Genomic DNA, 21,380 nt, shown 5'->3' on the forward strand with positions numbered 1-21,380 from the left:
CAAAGATAATATTAAAATTTCCACATGAAACTTCTTTGGCTTGATTTAAATAGTTCGTACGCTCATTCTTCGTTGGCATTACCTGCCTTACATGCCCAAATAGCAAATAATACAGACATTGAATGGTGTACGGTTTCCGCCACGATCAATGAAAACACCGGCAGTGTCGTCAATCAAATCTACCGCCATCAACCGGATATCATTGCAGCTACCAATTGGCTATTCAATCATGAGCAACTCCTGCACATCGTTTCACGCGCAAAAGCATTACTACCTCACTGCTGTGTTATACTCGGAGGTCCCGAGTTTTTAGGAGATAATGAAGCTTTCTTATATAAGAACAAATTTGTAAGCGGAGTGTTTCGCGGAGAAGGCGAAGAAGTATTTCCATTATGGTTAAAAGTGTGGAATCAGCCAAGAAAGGAATGGAAATCAATCACAGGACTTTGTTACCTGAATGAATCAGGAGAATATCAGGACAACGGACTTGCCCGTGTCATGAACTTTTCTGAATTGGTTCCTCCCGAAAAAAGCCGTTTCTTCAATTGGAGCAAACCATTTGTGCAGTTAGAAACTACCCGGGGATGTTTTAACACCTGTGCTTTTTGTGTCAGTGGAGGTGAAAAGCCAGTTCGTACCTTATCTCTCGAAGCAATCAAAGAACGTCTCGACGTGATACACGAACACGGAATCAAAAACGTGCGAGTACTGGATCGTACTTTCAATTACAATAATAAACGGGCAAAAGAGCTATTAAACTTATTCCGCGAATACCCGGACATCTGTTTCCATCTGGAAATTCATCCGGCACTACTTTCCGATGAACTCAAACAGGAATTAGCCACTCTGCCTAAAGGTCTGCTGCACCTGGAAGCCGGTATCCAAAGCCTTCGGGAAAACGTGCTTGAACAAAGTCGAAGAATAGGAAAACTCTCCGATGCTTTGGCCGGACTCCACTATCTATGTTCACTTGAAAACATGGAAACTCATGCCGACTTGATAGCCGGGCTCCCACTCTACCATCTATCAGAGATTTTCGACGACGTCCGTACCTTAACCGAGTATGGCGCAGGAGAAATCCAACTGGAATCTCTGAAATTACTTCCGGGCACCGAAATGCGAAGAAGAGCGGATGAATTAGGTATACAGTATTCTCCACTTCCTCCATACGAAGTACTTCAAACCCGTGAAATCACGGTAGATGAGTTACAAACAGCCCATTATCTGTCACGCCTGTTAGACGGTTTCTATAACACTCCTACCTGGCGAAATATCACCCGTATACTAATTTTGGAGAACCCCCATTTCATACATGACCTACTCGACCATCTGGTCCGGACAGATGTCATCGACACTCCTCTTAGCTTGGAAAGAAGAGGATTAATCCTTTATGATTTCTGCAAGAATCATTATCCCGACTACCTGACACAAGTCAGTATTGCATGGATAGAAGCAGGTATGTCATTAAAAAAAGCTCCGGCAGAAAAAGTAAGAACCAAAAGACAGTTACCTCCTGAAAGTTGGGAAGTAGTATACGGTGCATACCGTGAAAATCTACGACTATGTTTCCTCCCTGTCGATGAAGAAGGACATGGCTACTGGTTTGGCTTTGAATCGGAAATTCAGAAGATACAACCGGTTTTCAAAGCTAGAAAATTATCATAAACAAAAGAAAAGTATTCCCATATTATGTGAAATAATTACTATTCACTAATCGTTCAAAGCAGCATATCCTGTTTTTCACCGTCCATACAATAAACTTTACTAGCACAGTGTATGGACATTCGGAAATATCAATTGAATATTCTTTGTTTATTATTGTTCCCCTTATCCGCAACAGGGCAAGAATGGAGCAAACAGGACTCATTGAGACTTCAGCAAATGTTGGAATCCGATCAGGAAATCAAGAAAAACAGAAAGCTTATCGAAAAAATAGAGCAAAAAATGTACTCTCGAAAACCATTTGTAGATTTTGATCCCACACTACCCACTTTAAAATCTTCCACAATCTTTTCGAGACCTTCTATTCACACATACAAGATGTTCCAAAAGCCAGGTTCCACCTTTTTACCCACTTATTCCTGGTTAAGAATAAACAAGAACCTTATCCTGCATAGTAAAAGCGACTTTGCAGAAAATTCCAATCATTTCCATATCCAAAGCCAAATGGAATATAAATTATCCTCCAGATGGTCTCTCGACATATATGGTTCACAAAACCTCGATACCCGAAGATACCGAGGGCTCCCCTCCGAAGTGGAACCAACCAAATTAGGAAGTAATGTCGTTTTCAAAATAAATAAAAACTGGAAAATCAAAACAGGGATGCAATACCAATATAATGCTATACGAAAAAGATGGGAATGGATACCTCAAGTTAGCGTTTCATACGAATGGTAAATCCTATTGATAATTGAGGATCGAAAAGTTTTAGAAAGCAAGAAAGCATATTTTCCATTTATTCTCGTACCTTTGTCATACGATTAAATATGCTATCATAATGAAGAACTTTATCAAGGGATTCCGGTTTACCCCCTCTAATTATCCGGCAGAAGTAGAAGCAAAAATACAGAAATACAGAAAACAAGGTTACAAACTTCCACCGCGTAAAGTACTCCGTACCCCCGAACAACTGGAAGGTATCCGGGAAAGTGCCAAAATCAATACTGCACTGTTAGACTATATTTCAGAAAATATTCGCGAAGGAATGTCTACTGAAGAGATTGATGTATTAGTATATGATTTCACCACCAGCCACGGTGCTATCCCTGCCCCACTCAACTACGAAGGATTTCCTAAAAGTGTATGCACAAGCATTAACGACGTGGTTTGTCACGGTATTCCCAACAAAAATGAGATTCTAAAAAGCGGAGACATTATCAATGTGGACGTTTCTACCATTTACAAAGGATATTTCTCCGATGCATCCCGTATGTTTATGATTGGCGATGTCAATCCTGACATGCAAAGATTAGTACAGGTCACCAAAGAGTGCATGGAAATAGGTATTGCCGCCGCACAACCCTGGAAACAACTGGGTGATGTAGGCGCCGCCATCCAGGAACATGCAGAAAAGAACGGTTTCAGCGTAGTTCGTGATCTCTGCGGACATGGCGTAGGGATGCAATTCCATGAGGAACCGGACGTAGAGCATTTCGGCCGACGGGGTACGGGCATGATGATCGTACCGGGAATGACCTTTACCATCGAACCCATGATTAACATGGGAACCTACGAAGTCTTTATAGATGATGCCGACGGATGGACTGTCTGCACCGACGACGGACTACCTTCCGCCCAATGGGAAAACATGATTCTGATTACTGAAACCGGAAACGAAATTCTTACTTATTAATGGAATTAATTTTACTTATCGTTGTTGCCGCATTAGTGATAGTCTTACTAATACTGTCACTTACAAAAGGTAATAATCAAACGCAAGCGGAACAACTGCAAACAGCTTTGCGTCAACAAATGCAGGAGAATCGCGAAGAACTGAATCGCAGCATCCGGGAACTCCGCCTGGAGATGACTCAAACGCTGAATCAGAATATGCAGCAATTGCAAGACGCATTGCACAAAAATATGTTGACTAACGGAGAGCTGCAGCGTCAGAAATTCGATATGATGGCCCGTCAACAGGAATCATTGATTAAATCGACCGAAAAGAGGTTGGATGACATGAGGACAATGGTGGAAGAAAAATTGCAAAAGACATTGAACGAACGCATTGGCCAATCATTTGAAATTGTCCGCTCACAACTTGAGAATGTGCAGAAAGGACTAGGCGAAATGAAATCTCTGGCTCAAGACGTAGGCGGATTAAAGAAGGTGTTGAGCAATGTAAAAATGCGTGGCACATTCGGCGAAGTTCAGTTAGGAGCATTATTAGAGCAGATGATGAGTCCGGAACAATACGACGCTAATGTAAAAACCAAGAAAAGCGGAACCGAATTCGTTGAATTCGCAATCAAACTTCCGGGAAAGGATGATGCGAACAGCACCGTCTATCTGCCTATCGACGCTAAATTTCCCAAAGATGTGTACGAACAATATTATGATGCTTTTGAAGCAGGAGATACTGCATTGATAGAATCGTCCGGCAAGCAATTGGAAACAACCATCAAAAAAATGGCAAAAGACATTCACGACAAATATGTAGATCCTCCTTTTACCACAGACTTCGCCATTATGTTTCTGCCTTTTGAAAGCATTTATGCCGAAGTAATCCGAAGAACAAGTCTGGTAGAAACTCTGCAAAAAGATTACAAAATAGTTGTCACAGGACCTACTACACTAGGGGCTATCCTAAATAGCCTGCAAATGGGATTCCGCACGTTAGCTATTCAAAAGCGAACGGGAGAGGTTTGGACGGTATTAGGAGCTGTAAAAACAGAATTCAGCAAATTCGGAGGACTACTCGAAAAAGTACAGAAAAACCTTCAAAATGCCGGCGACCAACTAGAAGAAGTAATGGGTAAGCGGACTCGCGCTATCGAACGAAAACTCCGCCAAGTTGAACAATTGCCACATGAAGAAAGCATGAAAATTCTTCCGATAGATGATGGAGACGATGAATCGACAGATTAAAGCGAAATCCGAAGTACGACATATCCCAGTAAGCCGGAAAGTACGGTTCCGGTCAATACACCAAATTTGGCCTGATTCAATAATACAGGATAGTCTACCCCAAAAGAAAGATTAGCGATAAAGAGTGATACAGTAAAGCCAATACCTCCCAACAATGCAACTCCGGAAAGATTCTTCCAGGTCATCCCTAAAGGCATGGGAGTCAATCTTATTTTTATAGCCAGCCAGGTAAAGAAATATATTCCAATAAATTTTCCCAGTAACAGACCGGCAGCAACAGCAATACTGACAGCTCCCACTAATTCGCCTCCCCCACTAAACACAACGCCGGCATTGACAAATGCAAAAAGAGGAAGAATCAAATAATTGACTGTTCCATGCAAATTATCTTCTAATGACTGCAACGGACTAATTACACGGTCGGAAGCCGATTCGACCTCTTTCAACTTGGCTATTTGCTCATTAGTCAGCACAATGCTTTCAGATTGCATTGCCGGAAAACCGGCAATGGTATGACGAATTTTTTCGATGTACTTCCCTACATTCAGACGAGGTTTAGCGGGAATAACAAAAGCAAGAATAACTCCCGAAATAGTGCTATGAATACCGGATTGCAAAAATAAATACCAGATAATCACCCCAATCACCAAGAAGAATACCTTATTTGTCGTTCCATACTTTCCTATAAAATAAAGTAAAATATAAAAGAGTATAGCTACCAAAAGATAGCCATAGGCAACATGTGAACTATAAAAAAGAGCGATCACCAAAATTCCCCCGATATCATCGACTACCGCAAAAGCAGTCAAAAAAATCTTCAAACTCAACGGCACACGGCTGCCTAATAAGCTCAACACCCCCAATGAAAAAGCAATATCCGTAGCCATAGGATGGCGAGTCCATGTCCGCCTTCACTACCCGGAACACAAATAAGCGAATAGATCATTACAGGCAACAACATCCCACCACAAGCGGCAATGAAAGGCAACGCCGCCTTACGGAAAGAGGAAAGCTCACCTACCAATAACTCACGTTTGATTTCCAGTCCAACCAATAAAAAGAAAATCGTCATCAAACCATCATTGATAAACTCAATCATTCGCAGATTTTCCCCACCATGCGAAAGCAAATTAAAATTTCCTATCTGTAAATGAAGTTCATGCGACAAAAATTCCTGATATACCGGAGCCACAGAAGAGTTCGCAATAATGGCTGCCGAGATAGCAGCCAGGAATAAAAGAATACTCGCCGTGATATTCATAGACGAGAAGTTCCGCATAGTCCGCAAAATAGTCATAACGAAATGTTTTTATAATATTAGTTTTGCAATATACAGAATTTTCTAATTAGTATAACTCCTTAAAGCAAGATTTTTGACCCAAAGTACAAAAATTCCTGTCAAAATCAGATTCAGTACCAAGGTAAGCACAGAAATTACCAATGCCGGACCACCCAAGTTATAGCCCAATGCAATGAAAATAATTCCGGCTCCTACCTCACCACGGGTAAACATACCGATAGAAAGAGCCAGTCGCTCGCTTAATTTCCGGTCACGGTAAAAGAACATCGGGCAAAGCTTTCCTATATTCGACAATAAAGAGACAATCACCACATGAAACATAATCATCCCCCACGACATCATCTCCTGCGAACCGGTGACGGAATAAGCACCTGCATGAGTCTCCGCAAAGTTCACTCCAATAAAATGCGGCATACTCATCCCCACCAGGAACATGAAGAAAAATGAAATTCCGGTAGAAACCTTTCGTTCCACGGGCGTATCATGTTCCTTATGTTTCATAATCATACCCAGCACAAATGCAGGCAGTAGGACTTCAATATGAATACTTCCCTCCTCCCCATACAATTCCTTACTACCGAGATAAAGAATTTGAGTAGCCAAAAATATGATTATTGAATAAAAGAGGATAGCCTTCCAATCCTGACGCCAATCGTATTTATTCAGCCTTTGCCAGCCGATCGATAATAACAGGAACACAATCACCACCACAATAATCAACTGCCAGCGCAGTCCGATCATCATAATCTGAAGAGGAATCATCAAAAGAATCGTATCCAAATCATCGAAAATAGCCAACACCTGTATCTTCTTATAAATCCAACTGGACTTTAGCCCGATAGCCGCCAACATCGTAAACAAAATACCGGCTGATGTCGGTGCGGCAAAACGGCTCAACAGCAAATTCTCCTTCCAGGCTTCCCAACTGTTCCAAAAATCGGGTGGAAGCAATACAAACACATAATAGATGGCAATCATAAACCACGGCAAAGCAGCCGTAGCCATGGCAATAAAATAATCCTGGGCGTAACTTTTCCACCGTGTCTTATCAAGAACAAATTCACGGCCTACATTAATCATTATAAAACTAAGGCATACATAGAGCAATACATTCGATACGGATTTAACAGCTCCATAGCCATCCCCTGCCATCATCGGCAGGAATTGCGAAACGACGAGCCCCAGCATCAGGAAGCCCGAAAAAGACAGAACTTTTCTCATATTTATAGTTGTTTGTTCCTAAAAAATGATTGCCAAGGAAAGCTCTGCAGACAGAAGGCAATCACCTGGTGTATTAAAAACTAACCGCAAGTCAATTTGTTCAGAACATATCTCTGAAAAATTGCTTGCGGCAGTGTTTTTTAATCCAGCTTCAGTACGGCGAGGAAGGCTTTCTGCGGCACTTCCACGTTACCGATTTGTTTCATTCGTTTTTTACCTCTTTTCTGTTTTTCAAGCAGTTTACGTTTACGGCTCACGTCGCCACCATAACACTTCGCGGTCACATCCTTACGAACCGCCTTAATGGTTTCGCGAGAAATAATCTTCGCTCCGATAGCTGCCTGAATGGCAATATCAAACTGTTGACGCGGAATAAGTTCCTTCAACTTCTCACACATCCGGCGTCCCATATCGTAAGCATTGTCAATATGCGTCAAAGTGGAAAGCGCATCCACAGGCTCACCGTTCAAGAGGATATCCAACTTCACCAGTTTAGAAGTACGGAAACCATTCGGATGATAATCAAACGAAGCATACCCTTTGGAAATACTCTTCAACTTATCATAAAAGTCAATCACAATTTCTCCCAAAGGCATATTATAATAGATTTCCACCCGGTTACCGGAGATATATTCCTGTTTAATCAATTCACCACGTTTACCTAAACAAAGCGTCATGATAGGACCGATATAATCGGTAGTAGTAATAATAGATGCTTTGATATACGGCTCTTCGATATGGTCAATCATAGTCGGGTCGGGCATACCACCAGGGTTATGCACTTCCTTCATATTACCTTGCTTATCATATATATGGTAAGAAACGTTCGGCACCGTAGTAATCACATTCATATCAAACTCACGGTCCAAGCGCTCCTGCACAATCTCCATGTGGAGCAATCCGAGGAAACCACAACGGAAGCCAAAACCCAAAGCCAACGAAGATTCCGGCTGGAAAGTCAAAGACGCGTCATTCAACTGCAACTTCTCCAAAGACGCACGGAGATCTTCAAAATCCTCCGCTTCAATCGGATAAACTCCGGCAAATACCATCGGCTTCACTTCCTCAAAACCGGCAATAGCCTTTTCACACGGACGGGCAATATGCGTAATGGTATCTCCCACTTTCACCTCTTTGGAAGTTTTGATACCGGAAATAATATATCCTACATCTCCCGTACGAAGTTCGTTACGAGGCACCATATCCATTTTCAACACCCCTACTTCATCGGCATCATACTCTTTTCCCGTATTGAAGAACTTCACCTTGTCTCCCTTGCGAATCATACCGTTTTCGATCTTGAAATAGGCTATAATTCCGCGGAAAGAATTAAATACAGAGTCGAAAATCAAAGCCTGCAACGGAGCCTCTTCATCTCCTTCCGGATGAGGGATCCGCTCAATCACAGCCGCCAGTATCTCTTCCACTCCCATCCCCGTTTTGCCGGACGCACGGATTACTTCCTCCCGTTTGCAGCCCAACAATTCAACGATCTCATCTTCCACTTCTTCGGGATTGGCACTCGCCATGTCACATTTATTAATCACCGGAATAATCTCAAGGTCATGCTCAATGGCCATATACAGATTTGAAATCGTCTGCGCCTGCACTCCCTGGGAAGCATCGACAATCAGCAACGCACCTTCACACGCAGCAATAGAACGCGATACCTCATACGAAAAGTCCACATGTCCCGGGGTGTCAATCAAGTTAAGGATATACTTTTCACCCTGATAAGTATATTCCATCTGGATAGCATGGCTCTTGATAGTGATCCCTCTTTCCTTCTCCAGATCCATATTATCAAGCATCTGCCCGGAAGTAACCTGAATGGTATGTGTAAACTCCAACAAACGGTCAGCCAAAGTCGACTTACCGTGGTCAATATGAGCAATAATGCAAAAGTTGCGTATATTCTTCATTCTGAATTCTTATTATTTTATCTTTTTGGTGTGCAAAGATACGTAAATGGCGGAATAAAAAAAAATGCGTTGATAACATTATGATTATGTACCAACGCATTTTTTTATTGCTTAAGTGAGTTACTCGCTTAGATCAATTTGATGAAGAGTTCACCTTCAACTTCTTCCACAGAGACTTTGTCTTCTCTCAATAACCAGCCAAGGCCGAGAAACAGATCTTTGTCAACCAATTTAGTTGCTTTTTTAAGCTGCTTGGCAGTCATTCCTTCTGTTTCGTTCAGTGTATTCCAGATAGTACCTGCAATTACACCAGCTTTTTCTTTCAACATTTGCTTTGCAATTTTAGTTAGACATGCTTAAAACCTTTCCAGCCAAAAGACTTTCAGATTTTATTTCGGAGGCAAAGATAGTTATTTTTATGTTATATAACACTTTATTGAGCACTTTTTTACCGTTTTTGTAATAAAAAAGCATTTTAGGAGCTCATTTTGGATGCTTTTCGAGATATTCCGACCAAATTCTTGCCGCTTCTTCAACCATTTTTGCACAGGGACGCTTGCTATAATATTGAGCAGTACGCTCTTCCGGAATAGTGGAGACCGGCTCTTTTTTCTTTAATCCCAACAATTCGCCACAAATCAGCGAGCCGTTACGCTTCTTAAATTCAGCCGCCAGTTCTTGCACTACCGCATAATTGGCAGCTTTTCCTTCCCGGTCAGTTGCTTCCGTAGCACCGGTTTCCAAGCCTGCCACCAGAAACATGCCGCAGGCAGCTCCACACGTTTCACGCATCCGTCCGATGCCCCCGCCAAAAGAAGCACTCATACGCAATGCCTGTTCCTGTGTAAATCCATACATGTCCGCAAAAGCCGCTACCACCGACTGTGAGCAGTTATATCCACTCTTAAAAAGCTCCACTGCTTTCTGTATTCTATCTTCCATAAACTATTTTGCATTTTTATTTTGTGCAAAAGTATAAAAAAGTATCTTTGTATCAGATAGGGCGTAAAGATTAAAATCAAAAAAAAGAAAATATGAACAAAACTATTTCATATAAAGAATCGACAGCCATTGCCATCCAAGCTATGATGAGCGCAGCCAGAAAGGATGAATATGCCGATAGGAAAAAAAAGAGTAATTTCCCTCAAAACAGAAAGAAACGTGATGTCACTCTTAAGGACATACGTGAATGGAACAAAAGAAGGAATTATAAAGAAGACACAGGAATCACAATCAACGCGATGATGGAATCAGCCGTCAAAGATCCGTATGTGGATCTGAATCCACCATCCAAATTTTAAAAAGCTAAAATATATATGGCTACAACATTTGACATCCAACTACCTCATTATTCGCGCGGATTTCATCTAATCACGCGCGATATTGTCTCACAGCTACCCCCACTTCCTGAAAGCGGCCTGCTGGTAGTCTTTATCAAACACACTTCTGCCGGACTGACTATCAACGAAAATGCAGACCCGGACGTACGGCATGACTTTCAGACGTTTTTTAATAAACTTGTCCCCGACGGTGCTCCCTACTTCATCCATACCCTTGAAGGCCCTGACGATATGAGTGCCCATATAAAAGCCTCCCTGATAGGAAGCTCGGTCACCATCCCCATCAAAAACCACCGTTTGAACTTAGGTACATGGCAAGGCGTCTACCTCGGCGAGTTTCGCGACGGAGGAGACACCCGTAAATTGAGTATTACCATTCTATAATATTTCCAGAGCCATCGGACAATGGTCGGAATGTACGGCCTCATTCAGGATATACGCCCGTTTCAACAGCGGGCGTACCGGCTCACTGACCATACAATAATCAATTCTCCAGCCTTTATTCTTGGCACGCGAATTAAAACGATAGCTCCACCAGGTATATTCCTGTTTCTCCGGACAAAGCGTACGAAAAGAGTCCACATATCCCGCAGACAGGAAACGCGTCATCCATTCCCGTTCTTCAGGAAGGAAACCGCTGTTGGTCGCGTTCCGGACAGTCATGAATATCAATCGGCTCGTGACAGATATTATAATCGCCGCAAAGAATCAAGTTGGGACGAGACTTCTGCAACTCCATCACATATTTCTGGAAATCTTCCAACCAGACCATTTTAAAGGCCTGGCGTTCATCTCCGCTCGTTCCCGAAGGATGGTAAACGCTGACTACCGACAAGTCTCCGAAGTCCGCACGGATGAAACGTCCTTCATTATCGTATGCTTCCATTCCCATCCCATATTCCACATGGTCCGGTTCCCGCTTGGTAAGTATAGCCACTCCACTGTATCCCTTCTTCTGCGCCGAGTACAAATAAGACTTGTAGCCCAATGCTTCAAACACTTCTCCCGGATATTGGTCCGGTTGCAGTTTCGTCTCTTGCAGACAAAGAATATCAGGATTCTCCTGTGCCAGCCATTCCGGTAACCCTTTAGATACGGCTGCACGTAGTCCGTTCACATTATAAGTAATAATTTTCATCATTCTATATTTATAAGTTCATGTTCATTTTATGAAAACAAAAGCATAATGTTCAGTACCGAAACGATAATAGCAATCGAGTACAACACGAACGTACTCCAACGACTATTGACATAATCGCCCATCACCTTTCGGGAAGACGTCAGTCCCACCTGTAAGAACACGGTGAAAGGCAATTGAATACTAAGTACCATCTGCGAAATAATCAATCCTTTAAAAGGATCTCCAATAAAGAAAATCAGCAATAAGGCAATTCCCAAAGACAAGAGAACTCCCACCTGCGAGTGACTGTCCTTGATATGATAAGACTCGCCGAAAATACCTGCAAAAATAGAACCTGCCGCCATTCCGCTCGTAATAGTTGACGAAATGCCCGCCATCAGCAATGCCAATGCAAATACAATTGCCGCATTACTTCCCAATAAAGGTTCGAGCAAAGACTTAGCCTGTTGCAGTTCCTCTACCTGAATACCGCTTTTAAAGAAAGTGGCGGCCGCCAGCAGAATCATGGCACTGTTAATCGCCCAACCGACAATCATTGAGAAAAGAGTGTCAAACAACTCATATTTCAATACCTTCTTAATAGAAGCATCATCTTTCTTATTGTACTCGTGACTCTGTATCACCTCCGAATGAAGGAACAGATTATGAGGCATCACTACCGCTCCCAACACACTCATGATAATCAGCATACTACCTTTCGGGAAAGAAGGAGTCACCCACCCCGCCGTTGCAGCCGGCCAGTCTATTTCCACCAGAAACAACTCATAAATAAATGAAAGCCCGATAACAGAAACGAACGCAATGATGGAACGTTCTATCTTTTTATACGAATTAGTGAAAAGCATGATGGAGACAAAAAGCGTAGTCAATACAGCTCCCCATATAATAGGAATATCCAATAACATTTCCAACGCGATGGCACCTCCCAGAATTTCCGCCAGGGAAGTAGAGATCGACGCCAGTACTGCTGTGCCAAGAATAGGTCGTGACACCCATTTAGGGGTGTACTTAGTGGCCGCCTCCGAAAGGCAAAGTCCGGTAACGATTCCCAAGTGAGCAACATTGTGCTGAAGGACAATCAGCATGATGGTAGACAAGGTAACCACCCAAAGCAAGGAATAGCCGAATTCGGAACCGGCGGCGAAATTAGAAGCCCAGTTTCCCGGATCAATAAATCCTACAGTAACCAGTAGCCCCGGACCAATATATTTAAAAACATCCAGTCCACCCAGATAGCGTTTATGATCTTTGCGTCTTAAGTCTTGAAAAATATTCTTCATTTTTGCATAATAGTTTATCCAGTACAAATATACTTATAAATAACGAGTGAGAATCAATTTTAGTTCAAAATACCGACCAATAAGTAGATGACCTATGGACACAGATGATACACTAATTATGAGGACATTATTATAAAAGGGTTGAGTAAGGACTACTCGAGAAAAGGAAATAAGGACTTTCTGCTAAAAAAAATGACCTCCGACAAACCAATTGCCAGAGGCCACAAATCAATATATAATTTACATAAATGAAAAATCAATCAATATCCCATCTCATGCAATGCACGACATAATTGATCGGGACATGAAGTCGGTCTGCCACCACAACGCACTCCTTCGAGTTTTGTAATCACATCCGCTACCTTCATCCCTCTCACAAGGCGTGAAAGACCTTGAAGGTTACCATTACATCCTCCCCAGAAAGCAACTTCCTTCACCACTCCATCTTCCACATTCAGTTCGATATTCGTGCTGCAAGTCCCCTGGGTCTTATAAACATATTCCATAACCTGTCTTACTCCTCTTCCCCTTCTTCCGGTTGCATGTTGGTATAGACAGTCTGCACGTCATCAAATTCTTCCAGACGTTCGATCATCTTATCCAATGTTTCGCGTTGTTCCGGAGTAACCTCTTTCAGGTCGTTCGGGATATAAGTGAAGTCTCCACCGACATCTTCAAAGCCACATTCTTCCAAATGCTTCTGAATAGCGGCGTAGCTCTTAGGATTACCATAGATAGTAATTGTTCCCTCTTCATCATCTTCTTCATATTCATCTTCCACGTCATAGTCGATCAGATCGAGAATCAGTTCTTCCATATCCAATCCGTCTTTCTTCTTGAAAGTGAACACACATTTGTGGTCGAAAAGGAACGCAAGAGAACCCATTGTACCCAGATTGCCACCGAACTTATTGAATACCGAACGAACGTCAGCCACCGTACGAGTTGTGTTGTCTGTCAATGTGTCTACAAACACAGCAATACCGTGAGGGCCGTATCCTTCATAAGTCATGCTCTTGTAGTCGCTCTGGTCTTTACCCATTGCGTTTTTGATAGCACGTTCAATGTTATCCTTCGGCATGTTTTCACGCTTACAAGTAGCGATCACCGAACGCAGCGTCGGGTTGTTTTCAGGTTCCGGACCGCCTGCCTTTACAGCGATAGCGATTTGTTTACCCAGTCTTGTAAAAGTTTTAGCCATGTGGCCCCATCTTTTCAGTTTAGCGGCCTTTCTATATTCAAATGCTCTTCCCATTGGTTTATATTTTTAATAATGACAATTTTAAGTTTATCTAAGTTTGGCACCCAGTTTATCTTCCAGGTTCTTCACCAGTTTCGACATGATCTTATCAATCATCTTATCATTCAAAGTCTGGTTTTCATCCTGAAGCAGGAAGCTCACCGCATACGACTTCTTACCCGCTTCGAGGTTCTTACCTTCATATACATCGAAGAGTTCCACTTCTTTCAACAGCTTCTTCTCTGTTTCGTATGCAATCTTTTCGATTTCGGCAAATTGTATATTCTTATCAAGCAACAATGCCAAGTCGCGTTTCACAGCAGGGAATTTGGAAATTTCCTTGTAGCTGATCTTCACAGAACGGATGGCTTTCATCAATTCCTTCCAGTTCAAGTCGGCGTAATATACTTCATTGTCGATATCAAATGCTTTCAACAGCTTCTTAGTTACAATACCGAAAGAAGCAAGACGTTTTCCGCCCTTTGTGTTGACAGAGAGTGCGGCAGCAAAAACATCGTCTGTCAGATTACCTACAACCAGATTGTGCAAATCCAGTCCCAGACGCTTTAATATATTTTCTACGTACGCTTTCAATTCATACACCGAACTATTTTCATCCGCATGCGCCCATGAATTGGAAACCTTCTTACCGGTTACCCACAAGCCCAGGTGATAATCTTCCGAATAAGGAGCCAGTACCTTCTCTTCGTTCTTCTTGTCAGCATTGAAATAATAACAGTTACCGAATTCGAAGAATTTCAAATCAGCGTTCTTACGATTGGCGTTATGAGCAATGCTTTCCAGTCCGCCGAACAGCAAAGTCTGACGCATAGCGTTCAAATCAGCACTCAACGGATTGAGCAACATCACCAGGTGATTGGACGGATAAGCCTCCAACCCATCATAATAAGCAGCACGAGTCAGTGAGTTGTTCAGAATTTCATTGAATCCACAGCCCACCAGTTGTTCTGCAATCAGATTCTGCAATTTATTCGACTTGTCGTGCTCACCCTTTGTAGTCAGACTGGAGTTCAGCGTAGTCGGAATTTCCACATTATTATATCCATAGATACGAAGAATATCTTCAATCACATCGCAATCACGCTGCACGTCTACACGATAAGGAGGAACAGCCAATGTCAGTCCTTCTGCCGTTTCATTGGTAATCTTCATTTCCAAGCTAGTCACAATGCTCTTGATTGTCTCTACCGGGATCACTTTACCTACCAAAGAATGTACTTTTTCGTAAGCAAGATCGACAATAAAATCCTGTGCAGGAGTAGTGAATACATCTTTTATTTCAGAAGAAATCGTACCGCCAGCCAGTTCTTTCACCATCAAAGCAGCCAGTTTCAGGCAATAAATCACGCCGTTCGGATCGATACCACGTTCGAAACGGAAAGAAGCATCCGTATTCAAACCATGACGACGAGCCGTCTTACGCACCCATGTAGGATGGAAATAAGCACTTTCGATGAATACGTCTGTCGTAGCTTCCGTAGAACCGGAGTCCAGTCCGCCGAATACACCGGCAATACACATGGCCTCTTCCTTGTTGCAAATCATCAGGTCGCGTTCGTTCAACTTACGTTCCACTTCATCCAACGTAACGAACGGAGTACCTTCGGGCATTGTTTTCACAATCACCTCATTGCCTTTAATCTTTCCGGCATCGAAGCAATGCAACGGCTGACCGAAAGCATGAACGATATAGTTCGTAATATCCACTACATTATTAATAGGACGCACACCGATCAGGCGCAATTTGTTTTGCAGCCATTCCGGACTCTCCTTCACTGTTACACCTTTCACGGTAACACCGGCATAATGCGGACAAGCTTCGCTGTTTTCAACCTTCACTTCGATATTCAAGTCATGGTTTTCCACTTTAAAGCCATCCACTGACGGGCGTTGTAAAGTTGCCTGACGACCGTTCTGAATCAGATAAGCATACAGGTCACGAGCTACCCCATAGTGAGAGCAGGCATCCGCACGGTTAGGCGTGATATCCACTTCCAGTACATAATCGCTCTTGATATTATAATAATCCTTGGCAAGCGTACCCGGAACAGCAGTTTCCGGCAATACGATGATACCTGCATGATCCGTACCGATCCCGATTTCGTCTTCAGCACAAATCATACCTGTAGATTCTACCCCACGGATTTTTGATTTCTTGATGGTAAAACATTCGTCACCGTCATAAAGTTTCGTACCTAAAGTAGCTACCACCACTTTCTGTCCGGCAGCCACATTCGGGGCACCACAAACAATCTGTACCGGTTCACCGTCTCCCAGATTAACAGTAGTAATATGCAAATGGTCAGAGTTAGGATGTTCCGTGCAGGTCAGCACTTCACCGATCACAAGTCCTTCCAAACCACCTTTAATGGTTTGCACTTCTTCTACACCACCTGTTTCCAAGCCGATAGAAGTCAACGCAGCAGCCGTTTCATCGGGCGTCAGGTCGAAGTTGACATACTCTTTCAGCCAGTTATAAGAGATATTCATATACTTAATTTTTTATTGTTTCTCAAAAAGATTCGCAAAGTTAATAAGATTTTTCGGTTGACCGAGAAGGTTTGATAAAAAATTGCGCGTTATTTCACCACAGGGACGCAACTAGAACGGCAAAGGTCCATCCCCCGGTGCTCCGAACGGATTCGCTGTCTGCGGTGCAAAATCAGGCGCGGGAGGAGGTACGGAACCTGCATTACCTGTATTCATTTTCGATCCTAACATAGCCCCGGCAGGCTCACCCGGCATCGGGATAACCATATCGTCCTCCGGATTGGAGAAACGGGTAAATTCTCCCTTAAACCGAAGCAACACCTCGCCTACCGCACCATTACGATGCTTGGCGATGACAATCTCCGCCATACCACGCAAGTCATTACCACGATCATCCTGATAAATCTTATAGTATTCCGGACGGTGGATAAAGCACACCATATCGGCATCCTGCTCGATGGCTCCCGATTCACGAGGTCACTCAACTGCGGACGTTTACCATCAATACCTTCACGACTTTCCACACCACGATTCAACTGCGACAGTGCGATAATCGGAATATTCAACTCTTTCGCCAGTCCTTTCAACGAACGGGAAATGGTACTAACCTCTTCCTGACGGCTACCAAACGCCATACCGCTCGCATTCATCAACTGGAGGTAGTCAATAATAATGATTCTCACTCCATGTTCACGTACCAGACGACGCGCTTTCGTTCGAAGTTCAAATACAGACAGAGACGGAGTATCATCCACGTAAAGCGGTGCATCCATCAGATTCTTCAGTTTATAGTCCAATTGCTGCCATTCATAATTTGCCAACTGTCCACTTTTGATCTTCTCACTCGGAATCTCACAGACATTCGCAATCAAACGGTTCACCAACTGAACGTTACTCATTTCAAGCGAGAACAACGCCACCGGGTTCCGATAATCGACAGCAATATTCTTAGCCATAGAAAGGACAAAGGCGGTCTTACCCATCGCAGGACGTGCAGCGATAATGATAAGGTCGGAATTCTGCCAACCGGAAGTCATCTTGTCGAGCTTTGTAAAACCACTCTCAAGACCACTCAAACCATCGGTTCGCGCCGCAGCCTTCTGAATCAGCTTATAGGCTTCGTCAATCACCGGATTGATCTGCGTATAATCCTTTTTCATGTTCTGCTGCGAAATCTCAAAAAGTTTACCTTCCGCTTCCTGCATCAAGTCGTCCACATCCAGCGTTTCATCGAACGCCTTACTCTGGATATTGCTTGTAAACGTAATCAGCTCACGCGCCAGAGATTTCTGTGCAATAATACGGGCGTGATACTCAATATGCGCTGATGAAGCCACCTTACTACTCAATTGAGTAATATAGAACGGGCCTCCCACCTCTTCCAGTTCTCCGCGTTTGCTAAGTTGTTCCTTTACAGTCAGAATATCCACCGGCTTCTGATTCACCGCAAGATCGGTGATGGCAGAATAAATCAACTGATGTCGGTGTTCGTAAAAAGATTCGGGACGAAGAATCTCACTCACCAATGAGTAAGCATCCTTTTCAATCATCAAAGCTCCCAGAACTGCTTCTTCCAGTTCAGGTGCCTGCGGCTGAATACGTCCATAATCATTTACCGGTTGTACCTTAGTAGACTTTGTATTGCGGGTATTTCTTTTCTGTTCGGCCATCGAGGTATTTACTATTTTACAATTTACTATTTACTATTTTGCGACCGGACAGACTCCTTTATAACAGAGTTTTTCCAGTCGGGACGACAAAGATAGAATATAATCATGAAGAATGGATAAGGAAAAATGAAGATTTTACTAACTTTGCTCCCGAATTACATTCAACACATGATTAATTGTCATGTGCGGCACTGCAAATAGTAAATCGTAAATTGAAAAATAGTAAATAACCTTATGCTCGCTTTTCCTAATATCAAAATAAACCTGGGACTTTCCATCACGGAAAAACGCCCGGACGGATATCACAATCTGGAAACCGTTTTCTATCCGGTAGCCCTCGAGGACGCTCTCGAAATCCGTACTTCTTCTGAAACAGAAAAGAAGATTACCCTCCACCAGTATGGCATGGAGATAGCCGGCAATCCGGAAGACAACCTGGTGGCAAAGGCCTATTCATTGCTGGATAAGGAGTTTCATCTTCCCCCTGTCGAAATTCATTTATATAAGCATATTCCCTCGGGAGCCGGACTGGGGGGCGGTTCATCCGATGCCGCTTTTATGCTGAAGTTGCTCAACGATCATTTTCAGCTGGAATTATCTGAAGAACAGCTGGAGGTATATGCCGCCACTTTGGGAGCGGACTGTGCTTTCTTTATTAAAAACAAGCCGACCTATGCCGAAGGGATCGGAAACCTGTTCTCACCAATCGAGCTTTCATTAAGCGGTTACCAAATCATGATTGTCAAACCGAACGTTTTCGTTTCTACCCGGGAAGCCTTTTCAAATATCCACCCGCACCGTCCGGAATATCCGGTCAAAGAGGCAATCCTGCATCCAGTTGCAGAATGGAAGGATATCCTAATCAATGATTTTGAAGCAAGTGTATTCCCGCAACATCCCGTTATTGGGGAAATTAAAAGAGAACTCTATCATCAAGGAGCGATCTACGCCTCCATGAGCGGCTCCGGCTCTTCAGTGTTCGGACTGTTCGCCCCCGGAACTTCTTTACCGGAAACAATGGGAGAAAGCGACGTTTTCTGTTTCAAAGGAAAGCTATAAACATAGTTTTGTTCGCCCATACTGGGCGAACAAAAAACGGTACCACGACTCACGTCGTAGTACCGTCACAACACAAACACAAAATAAAACACGACAAAACTACTATGCAATCTTTCCTGTCTATGCCGGGGAGGCATAAGTACTATTTACGTATATTCGCATACTCATAAACAGCTTCAGGTCGATTAGCATCAAATAAACAAATCGCATGCACGATTTGTTTAATCTTTTATGTTTATTTTAAAACAAATCTCTTTTATTGAATCCCTCTTTCACGGAGTTTCAGCTGCCAGTTCCATGCAGAACGTAAAGTATCTTCCAAAGTTTCTACAGCCTTCCAACCCAGTTCCTGGTTTGCGAAATCCGGATTCGCCCAAACTTTTTCAATGTCGCCTGCACGACGTCCGACAATCTGATAATTCAATTTTACGCCGGTGGCTCTTTCAAAGCCATTTATCAATTCCAATACAGAAACGCCACGTCCTGTACCGATATTGAACACTTCCACTTTTTCTTTTTGTGTCTTTTCCAAGATACGACGGATAGCAATCACGTGGCTTTAGCCAAGTCAACAACATTGATAAAGTCACGGATACAAGAACCGTCCGGTGTATCATAATCATCACCAAACACACTTAGTTTCTCACGGATGCCGATGGCGGTTTGGGTCAGATATGGAATCAGGTTTTGAGGAACCCCATTAGGCAGTTCACCCAGCAATGCCGTAGGATGCGCACCAATCGGATTGAAATAGCGCAGCATAATCGCATTGATCGGAGCACCTGAAGCTACCGTATCACGAATAATCTCTTCATTAATCTGTTTCGTATTTCCGTATGGCGATTCCGCTTTCTTAATCGGAGCCTTTTCTGTTACCGGCAATTCATCCGGCTGGCCGTATACTGTACAGGAAGAAGAGAACACAATACCTTCTACTCCATGTTTTGGCATCAGTTCGAGAAGGTTAATCAAAGAAACCAGGTTATTACGGTAGTAAAGCAACGGTTTCTGTACCGATTCTCCTACTGCTTTGCTCGCTGCAAAGTGAATGATCGCCTTAATTCCTTTATATTTTGTAAATACTGCATCAAGACCAGCAAAGTCCAGACAATCCAGCTTTTCAAAAACTGGGCGAATACCGGAAACTTTCTCTATATTGTCAACAACATCAGCACTTGAATTTGATAAATTATCGATGATGATTACTTCATATCCACTGTTTTGTAGTTCTACAACAGTATGAGACCCTATGTATCCTGTCCCGCCTGTTACTAAAATTCTTTCTTTCATATACTTTATAAAAATGGTTAGTTTCTCGGCTTATCATTGTTTGAGTTACAAATGTATGGAAATAAAATGGAATAGCAATAATTTGCCACAATTTTATTTGCTGAAAAGTAATTTAGGTACGATTGGGTGGCAATCAGGTATAAAAAAGAATTGGAAACTCAAAGCTGTATGACGCCATACAGCAGAGCTTCCAATCCCCTATTTAATTATCAACTGTAAATCCTTACACCACGCCGGAGAATCCCATGAATGCCATAGCAAGCAAACCGGCGGTAATCAAGGCAATCGGAGTGCCTTGCATTCCTTTAGGTACTTTCACGAGGCTCATCTGTTCGCGCAATCCGGCAAAAAGCACCAGTGCCAGACCGAAACCGATGGCCGTAGAAAACGCGTACACAACACCTGTCAGCAGGTCGTAGTCTTTCTGAATCACCAGGATAGCCACACCAAGAATACAACAGTTGGTTGTAATCAAAGGCAAGAACACGCCCAAAGCCTGATACAGAGCAGGCGATACTTTTTTCAGAATGATTTCCACCATCTGCACCAATCCGGCAATGACCAGAATGAACGTAATCGTCTGCAAATATCCCAGCCCGAAAACATCCAACACAAACTTCTGAATCAGGAAGGTAACGATGGTAGCGATGGTCAACACGAAAGCAACCGCAGCGCTCATACCCATCGCAGTCTCTACTTTCTTAGATACGCCCAGGAACGGACAGATACCCAAGAACTGCGACAACACGATGTTGTTTACAAAGATTGCCGAAATAAATATCAATATATATTCCATATTCTTTTCTTATTTAATTG

The 21,380-nt window shown here is 42.9% G+C and carries 16 protein-coding genes and 4 pseudogenes; 7 read left to right on the forward strand and 13 right to left on the reverse strand.

Annotation, left to right across the window (positions count from 1 at the left end):
* Positions 1–24 precede the first annotated feature (24 nt).
* From DXA05_RS07265 to rmuC, 4 genes are all read left to right on the forward strand, one after another.
* Entirely contained in the window at positions 25–1,665 is a 1,641-nt protein-coding gene (locus DXA05_RS07265) for a B12-binding domain-containing radical SAM protein (protein WP_008643700.1), read from the forward strand.
* 111 nt (positions 1,666–1,776) lie between these two features.
* Positions 1,777–2,400, forward strand: coding sequence for a DUF4858 domain-containing protein (locus tag DXA05_RS07270; RefSeq protein WP_118408867.1), 624 nt, complete (start codon positions 1,777–1,779; stop codon positions 2,398–2,400).
* Positions 2,401–2,500: 100 nt separating this feature from the next.
* Positions 2,501–3,355, forward strand: coding sequence for a type I methionyl aminopeptidase (map, locus tag DXA05_RS07275; protein ID WP_008643702.1), 855 nt, complete (start codon positions 2,501–2,503; stop codon positions 3,353–3,355).
* The gene (rmuC, locus tag DXA05_RS07280) at positions 3,355–4,590 is read left to right on the forward strand and encodes a DNA recombination protein RmuC (protein WP_008643704.1); all 1,236 of its coding nucleotides are present in this window, start codon (positions 3,355–3,357) and stop codon (positions 4,588–4,590) included. The genes map and rmuC overlap by 1 nt, the downstream gene beginning before the upstream one ends.
* Here the strand turns inward: rmuC and DXA05_RS07285 are convergent.
* From DXA05_RS07285 to DXA05_RS07305, 5 genes and pseudogenes are all read right to left on the reverse strand, one after another.
* Positions 4,587–5,887, reverse strand: a pseudogene (locus DXA05_RS07285) (Na+/H+ antiporter NhaA). The gene rmuC and the pseudogene DXA05_RS07285 overlap by 4 nt on opposite strands.
* Before the next feature lie 45 nt (positions 5,888–5,932).
* Positions 5,933–7,111 carry a sodium:proton antiporter gene (locus DXA05_RS07290; RefSeq protein ID WP_087321199.1) on the reverse strand — a complete coding sequence of 393 codons (1,179 nt, stop codon included), beginning with the start codon at positions 7,109–7,111 and terminating at the stop codon, positions 5,933–5,935.
* A gap of 140 nt (positions 7,112–7,251) precedes the next feature.
* The gene (gene lepA / locus DXA05_RS07295) at positions 7,252–9,033 is read right to left on the reverse strand and encodes a translation elongation factor 4 (RefSeq protein WP_004312779.1); all 1,782 of its coding nucleotides are present in this window, start codon (positions 9,031–9,033) and stop codon (positions 7,252–7,254) included.
* 128 nt (positions 9,034–9,161) lie between these two features.
* Entirely contained in the window at positions 9,162–9,362 is a 201-nt protein-coding gene (locus DXA05_RS07300) for a winged helix-turn-helix domain-containing protein (RefSeq protein WP_120069922.1), read from the reverse strand.
* A 154-nt stretch (positions 9,363–9,516) separates the two neighbouring features.
* Entirely contained in the window at positions 9,517–9,975 is a 459-nt protein-coding gene (locus DXA05_RS07305) for a C-GCAxxG-C-C family protein (protein WP_004312774.1), read from the reverse strand.
* Positions 9,976–10,067: 92 nt separating this feature from the next.
* Between DXA05_RS07305 and DXA05_RS07310 the strand changes: the two genes are divergently transcribed.
* The gene (locus DXA05_RS07310) at positions 10,068–10,334 is read left to right on the forward strand and encodes a hypothetical protein (RefSeq protein ID WP_128858981.1); all 267 of its coding nucleotides are present in this window, start codon (positions 10,068–10,070) and stop codon (positions 10,332–10,334) included.
* A 15-nt stretch (positions 10,335–10,349) separates the two neighbouring features.
* Positions 10,350–10,757, forward strand: a complete 408-nt coding sequence (locus DXA05_RS07315; RefSeq protein ID WP_004312772.1) for a secondary thiamine-phosphate synthase enzyme YjbQ — start codon at positions 10,350–10,352, stop codon at positions 10,755–10,757.
* Here DXA05_RS07315 and DXA05_RS07320 read toward each other — a convergent pair.
* The 6 genes and pseudogenes from DXA05_RS07320 to dnaB form a co-directional block, all read right to left on the reverse strand.
* Positions 10,752–11,511, reverse strand: a pseudogene (locus DXA05_RS07320) (exodeoxyribonuclease III). The gene DXA05_RS07315 and the pseudogene DXA05_RS07320 sit on opposite strands and share 6 nt — an antisense overlap.
* A gap of 29 nt (positions 11,512–11,540) precedes the next feature.
* Positions 11,541–12,794 (reverse strand): Nramp family divalent metal transporter, encoded by a 1,254-nt coding sequence (locus DXA05_RS07325; protein WP_008022695.1) that lies wholly within the window; start codon positions 12,792–12,794, stop codon positions 11,541–11,543.
* Positions 12,795–13,054: 260 nt separating this feature from the next.
* Positions 13,055–13,300, reverse strand: coding sequence for a TIGR03905 family TSCPD domain-containing protein (locus tag DXA05_RS07330; RefSeq protein WP_008022698.1), 246 nt, complete (start codon positions 13,298–13,300; stop codon positions 13,055–13,057).
* 8 nt (positions 13,301–13,308) lie between these two features.
* On the reverse strand, positions 13,309–14,049 hold the full coding sequence (locus DXA05_RS07335) for a YebC/PmpR family DNA-binding transcriptional regulator (RefSeq protein ID WP_008022700.1): 741 nt from the start codon (positions 14,047–14,049) through the stop codon (positions 13,309–13,311).
* 33 nt (positions 14,050–14,082) lie between these two features.
* Entirely contained in the window at positions 14,083–16,545 is a 2,463-nt protein-coding gene (gene pheT / locus DXA05_RS07340; protein WP_004312761.1) for a phenylalanine--tRNA ligase subunit beta, read from the reverse strand.
* Between the two features lie 111 nt (positions 16,546–16,656).
* Positions 16,657–18,215 (reverse strand): annotated as a pseudogene (gene dnaB, locus DXA05_RS07345) (replicative DNA helicase).
* Between the two features lie 234 nt (positions 18,216–18,449).
* Between dnaB and ispE the strand changes: the two are divergent.
* Positions 18,450–19,274 carry a 4-(cytidine 5'-diphospho)-2-C-methyl-D-erythritol kinase gene (gene ispE, locus DXA05_RS07350; protein ID WP_044134445.1) on the forward strand — a complete coding sequence of 275 codons (825 nt, stop codon included), beginning with the start codon at positions 18,450–18,452 and terminating at the stop codon, positions 19,272–19,274.
* Between the two features lie 256 nt (positions 19,275–19,530).
* Here the strand turns inward: ispE and galE are convergent.
* Positions 19,531–20,564: pseudogene (gene galE, locus DXA05_RS07355) on the reverse strand (UDP-glucose 4-epimerase GalE).
* A gap of 223 nt (positions 20,565–20,787) precedes the next feature.
* On the reverse strand, positions 20,788–21,360 hold the full coding sequence (gene rsxA, locus DXA05_RS07360) for an electron transport complex subunit RsxA (RefSeq protein ID WP_004303570.1): 573 nt from the start codon (positions 21,358–21,360) through the stop codon (positions 20,788–20,790).
* Between the last annotated feature and the right edge of the window lie 20 nt (positions 21,361–21,380).

This window comes from Bacteroides sp. AM54-2NS, assembly GCF_003602935.1.
Lineage (GTDB): Bacteria > Bacteroidota > Bacteroidia > Bacteroidales > Bacteroidaceae > Bacteroides > Bacteroides xylanisolvens.

Excerpts from the sequence above, each read along its gene's own strand:
- DXA05_RS07310 (WP_128858981.1), top strand. The coding sequence starts at position 10,068 with ATGAACAAAACTATTTCATATAAAGAATCGACAGCCATTGCCATCCAA.
- lepA (WP_004312779.1), bottom strand. The coding sequence starts at position 9,033 with ATGAAGAATATACGCAACTTTTGCATTATTGCTCATATTGACCACGGT.
- DXA05_RS07325 (WP_008022695.1), bottom strand. The coding sequence starts at position 12,794 with ATGAAGAATATTTTTCAAGACTTAAGACGCAAAGATCATAAACGCTAT.
- pheT (WP_004312761.1), bottom strand. The coding sequence starts at position 16,545 with ATGAATATCTCTTATAACTGGCTGAAAGAGTATGTCAACTTCGACCTG.
- DXA05_RS07315 (WP_004312772.1), top strand. The coding sequence starts at position 10,350 with ATGGCTACAACATTTGACATCCAACTACCTCATTATTCGCGCGGATTT.
- rmuC (WP_008643704.1), top strand. The coding sequence starts at position 3,355 with ATGGAATTAATTTTACTTATCGTTGTTGCCGCATTAGTGATAGTCTTA.
- DXA05_RS07305 (WP_004312774.1), bottom strand. The coding sequence starts at position 9,975 with ATGGAAGATAGAATACAGAAAGCAGTGGAGCTTTTTAAGAGTGGATAT.
- map (WP_008643702.1), top strand. The coding sequence starts at position 2,501 with ATGAAGAACTTTATCAAGGGATTCCGGTTTACCCCCTCTAATTATCCG.
- DXA05_RS07300 (WP_120069922.1), bottom strand. The coding sequence starts at position 9,362 with ATGTTGAAAGAAAAAGCTGGTGTAATTGCAGGTACTATCTGGAATACA.
- DXA05_RS07335 (WP_008022700.1), bottom strand. The coding sequence starts at position 14,049 with ATGGGAAGAGCATTTGAATATAGAAAGGCCGCTAAACTGAAAAGATGG.
- DXA05_RS07330 (WP_008022698.1), bottom strand. The coding sequence starts at position 13,300 with ATGGAATATGTTTATAAGACCCAGGGGACTTGCAGCACGAATATCGAA.
- DXA05_RS07270 (WP_118408867.1), top strand. The coding sequence starts at position 1,777 with ATGGACATTCGGAAATATCAATTGAATATTCTTTGTTTATTATTGTTC.
- rsxA (WP_004303570.1), bottom strand. The coding sequence starts at position 21,360 with ATGGAATATATATTGATATTTATTTCGGCAATCTTTGTAAACAACATC.
- ispE (WP_044134445.1), top strand. The coding sequence starts at position 18,450 with ATGCTCGCTTTTCCTAATATCAAAATAAACCTGGGACTTTCCATCACG.
- DXA05_RS07265 (WP_008643700.1), top strand. The coding sequence starts at position 25 with ATGAAACTTCTTTGGCTTGATTTAAATAGTTCGTACGCTCATTCTTCG.
- DXA05_RS07290 (WP_087321199.1), bottom strand. The coding sequence starts at position 7,111 with ATGAGAAAAGTTCTGTCTTTTTCGGGCTTCCTGATGCTGGGGCTCGTC.